Origin of the sequence: Pseudomonas sp. (assembly GCF_037994325.1) — a bacterium.
Taxonomy (GTDB): Bacteria; Pseudomonadota; Gammaproteobacteria; order Pseudomonadales; family Pseudomonadaceae; genus Aquipseudomonas.
Window position 1 is genome coordinate 1 of the sequence record NZ_JBBNAH010000748.1, and the last position, 4,162, is coordinate 4,162.

Sequence of the window (4,162 nt, forward strand, 5' to 3'; positions counted from 1 at the left end):
GATGAACATCGTCACCCGCGACAAGTGGTTTGAGGTCAAGCACTGCTACGACGGCATCAGCCTGATCCACGAGCCCTACATCCGCCCGTTCTACCGCTGCAACCTCTGGCACATTCAAGGCCGCGACAAAGACGTGCTGCTGGACAGCGGCTCCGGTCTGGTCAGCCTGCGCGAGCAGCTACCGTGGCTTACCGAAAAGCCGTTAATGGCGGTGGCCAGCCACTGCCATTTCGACCATATCGCCGGCCACCACGAATTCAGCGAACGTCTGGTACACCCGGCTGAAGCCGATATCCTCGCCCACCCCGATGGGGCTAACACGTTGAGCACGGCCTTTGTCGGTGACGATATGTTTGAAGCGCACCCCGACTGCCCGCTGTGCTACGCCGAGTACCGAGTCAAAGCGGCACCGGCCACCGGCTTTGTCGAAGACGGCGATGTGCTCGACTTAGGCAACCGCGTGCTGCAAGTGCTGCACACGCCCGGCCATTCACCGGGCGGCATCAGCCTGTGGGAAGCCAGAACCGCAACCCTGTTTAGCGGCGACATCATCTACGACGGCCCACTGATTGAAGACGCCTACCACTCGGACCTTGAGCAGTACGCCGCCAGCTTGGAGCGCTTGCGCCAACTGCCCGTGCGCACGGTACATGGCGGGCATTTCGATAGTTTTTCCGGGGCGCGGCTGGGCGAGATGATCGATGAGTGGATGAAAAGCCACAGCCCGCTTTTGTAGGCTGTGCTGCGCGCACCATTGCGGTTGCCGGGAGATCGCCAGGTGCGCGCAGCACACCCTACAAAAACAAAAACCGCAGCCTGGGCTGCGGTTTTTTTTATGGCGCTTGCTGCTTAGTGAGCCAGCAGTGAACCGCCTTTCTTGCCGGCCAACTTCTCCGGTTTGATCAGGAAACGCGCCAGTGCTGGCAACAGCCACAGGGCGCCGAACATGTTCCACAGCAGCATAAAGGTCAGCATCAGACCCATGTCGGCCTGGAACTTGATCGCCGAGAAAATCCAGGTGCACACGCCAATGGCCAGGCACAGGCCGGTAAACAGTACGGCTTTACCGGTGGATTTCAGGGTCTGGTAGTAGGCTTCTTGCAGCGGCATACCGGCACGCAGGAAGCTTTCCAGACGGCTGTAGATATAGATGCCGTAGTCGACCCCAATACCCACACCCAAGGCGATCACCGGCAGCGTGGCTACCTTCACGCCAATGCCCAGGAAGGTCATCAGCGCGTTACCCAGCACCGAGGTGAGGATCAGCGGCAGCACGATACACAGGGTGGCTGCCAACGAGCGGAAGGTGATCATGCACATGGTGGCAACGCAGATGTACACCAGGATCAGAATGGTGAGCTCGGTTTCCTTGATCACTTCGTTGGTTGCCGCTTCGATACCGGCGTTACCAGCGGCCAGCAGGAATTGCAGGTCGGCAGTGTCGTGTTCCTTGGCGAAGGCTTTTACGGCGTTAACCGCGCGGTCCAAGGTTTCGGCTTTGTGATCGTTAAGGAACACCAGCACCGGGGCCAAGGAGCAGTCGCTGTTGAACAGGCCATCAGCACGGGCGATGGAGTTGTTCAGTACGTCCTTGTTACGCGACAGGGTTTCCCACTTCAGGTTGCCCTCGTTCATGCCCTTGATCATCTGCTTGGACACAGTGACCAGGGAGATGGCCGATTGCACGCCAGCAGTGTTGTTCATGGTCCACATCAGCTCATCGATCGGCTGCATGGTTTCATGGATCGAGCAGCCTTCGGGCTTGGACTTGACCATCACCACCAATACGTCGGAACTGGTCGAGTAGTTGTTGATGATAAAGGCGTTGTCCTGGTTGTAGCGCGACTCCGGACGCAGCTCTGGCGCACCTTGGTCAAGGTCACCAATCTTCAAGCCATGGCCGTACCACAGGCCGCCACCAAAGGCTGCCAAGGCGATAACCACTGAGATCGGTGCCACAACCGGGTGAGCGAAGTTCGACAGCAGGCGCCAGAACGGATGTTCCCGCACGGCGTCTTTTTTGCTGCGTTCGATGGCCTTTTTACTGATGCCGACGTAGGAGATGGCAACCGGCAGCAAGATCAGGTTGGTAAACACGATCACGCCCACACCAATGGACGCGCCAATGGCCAGCTCGCGGATTACGCCGATGTCGATAATCAGCAGGGTAATAAAGCCCACGGCGTCGGCCAGAATGGCGATAGCGCCCGGCAAGAACAGTTGGCGGAAGGTCAGGCGTGCAGCAGTCAGGGAGTTGTCCGCTTCACTCGATTGCAGGGCAATACCGTTGATTTTTTGTACGCCATGGGAAATACCAATGGCGAAAATCAGGAACGGCACCAGCATCGAGTACGGGTCCAAACCAAAGCCCACGGTGTGCATCAGGCCCAGTTGCCAGATCACCGCCACCAGCGTGGTAACCAGTACGGCGATGGTGCTGCGGATGCAACGGGTGAACCAGATCAGCAACACCAGGGTGATCAGGAACGCGATGGCGAAGAACAGCACCACCATCACCAGACCATCAATCAGGTCACCGACTTTCTTGGCGAAACCAACGATGTGAATTTCCACATTAGGGTTTTGCGCTTCGTACTTGTCGCGGATCTTCTCTTCCAGTTCATGGGAGAACTGGCGGTAGTCGAGCTTGAGCAAGGTGCCTTGGTCTTTCGGGTCCGGGTAGGACTCAAGCAAGGGCACATCGACAATGCTCGACTTAAAGTTGTTCGCCACCAAGCGACCGATCTGGCCCGACTTGAGTACGTTGTTACGCAACTCGTCGAGGCTATCCGCGGAGCCGTCGTAGGTTTGCGGAATCACTTCACCGCCGGCAAACCCTTCTTCGGTTACTTCGGTCCAGCGTACGCTCGGGCTCCACAGCGACTTCAGACCGGAACGGTCGACGCCAGGAATATAGAACACCTCGTCGTTCACCTGACGCAGGGTTTCCATGTATTCCTTGCTGAAGATATCGCCGTCTTTAGCTTCCACCGAAATACGCACGGTGTTGCCCAAGTTAGCCAGATCGTTGCGGTGCTCCAGCATCTTTTGAATAAAGGGATGCTGCAGCGGAATCATTTTTTCGAAGCTGGTGGAAGGCCGCACCTGCAACGCTTGATAGAACAGGAACACGCTGACCAGCAGGCAGATAAGGATCACTGTCGGCCGGTTGTTGAAGATCAGGCGCTCGAGAAAGGTCGCCTTATCCTGATGATGGTTACTCATCGTACTCATACCTCAAAGCCACGGCTTATTGTTTTGGGCTAGCGTCTTCGCCGGTGGGCGAAGTGACATGGACGCCACCTTGCCCGACCAGTACCAAGTTGCCTTTGTCGTCCGCAGTAGCGCTGGATAACGACAGGCGATCCGGGCGGTTGATCAGGGTGAAGGTCAGGCCGTTATCGGTGCTTTTAAGTACGCTGCCGCCGTGCCCAACGATGACAATCGAGCCATCTTTAAGCAGTGCGCCACCGGACAGGCCAAAGTCGAGTTTGCCGCGAGTGGACTTGACCTTGATTGGCGTCCAGGTAGTGCCGAAGTCGGTGGAGCGGAACAGGTTGCCGCGCAGGCCATAGGCCAAAACGGTGCCTGGCTCAGCAGTACCGAGCACGCCAAACAACGACCCCTCGTAAGGGCCCTTGAGGGTTTCCCAGGTTTCGCCGTCGTCGGAGCTTCTGAACATGCTGCCCATTTCACCCACGACAAACAGGCCAGAGCCTTTGACTTCGGTGATGGCATTGAGGTGGTAGCCGTCGGGGTTATCCAGGCGGTCACCGGCATCTTCCCAGTTTTTGCCGCCGTCGGTGGTGGCGAACAGCGCGCCATAGGCACCTACGGCAAAACCGGTGGAATCATCTTTAAACCAGACATCGAGGAAAGGTGCACCCTCCTCCCGTTCCTGGTCGCTGAACTGTTGCGTCCAGGTGGCGCCACCGTCTTCGGTAGCGAGGATCAGTGCATCGTGGCCAACCGCCCAGCCGTGCTTGTCATCGCCAAAAGCCAGGGCCGTGAGCATCATCCGGGTAGGCACTTTGGCCTGAGTCCAGGTTTTGCCTTCGTCGTCGGAATACACAATGTGGCCACGGTCACCCACAGCGACCAGGCGTTTGCCGGCGTTGTCGATGTCGAGCAACAGAGAGTCTGCAGCCTTGGCGGATGGGAT

Annotated in this window: 3 protein-coding genes; 1 reads left to right on the forward strand and 2 read right to left on the reverse strand. The window is 57.8% G+C overall.

Annotated elements, in window-relative coordinates; translation table 11 throughout:
- The first annotated feature begins 1 nt into the window (after nucleotide 1).
- Nucleotides 2-736: an MBL fold metallo-hydrolase gene (locus AAAB16_RS25190; RefSeq protein ID WP_340665819.1), complete on the forward strand. Its 735-nt coding sequence runs from the start codon at nucleotides 2-4 to the stop codon at nucleotides 734-736.
- 113 nt (nucleotides 737-849) lie between these two features.
- Here AAAB16_RS25190 and AAAB16_RS25195 read toward each other — a convergent pair whose 3' ends face one another.
- Both AAAB16_RS25195 and AAAB16_RS25200 read right to left on the reverse strand, forming a co-directional pair.
- The gene (locus AAAB16_RS25195) at nucleotides 850-3,234 is read right to left on the reverse strand and encodes an RND family transporter (protein ID WP_340665820.1); all 2,385 of its coding nucleotides are present in this window, start codon (nucleotides 3,232-3,234) and stop codon (nucleotides 850-852) included.
- Between the two features lie 16 nt (nucleotides 3,235-3,250).
- Nucleotides 3,251-4,162 (reverse strand): YCF48-related protein (locus tag AAAB16_RS25200; RefSeq protein WP_340665821.1); only part of this gene is annotated, 912 nt, incomplete at its 5' end.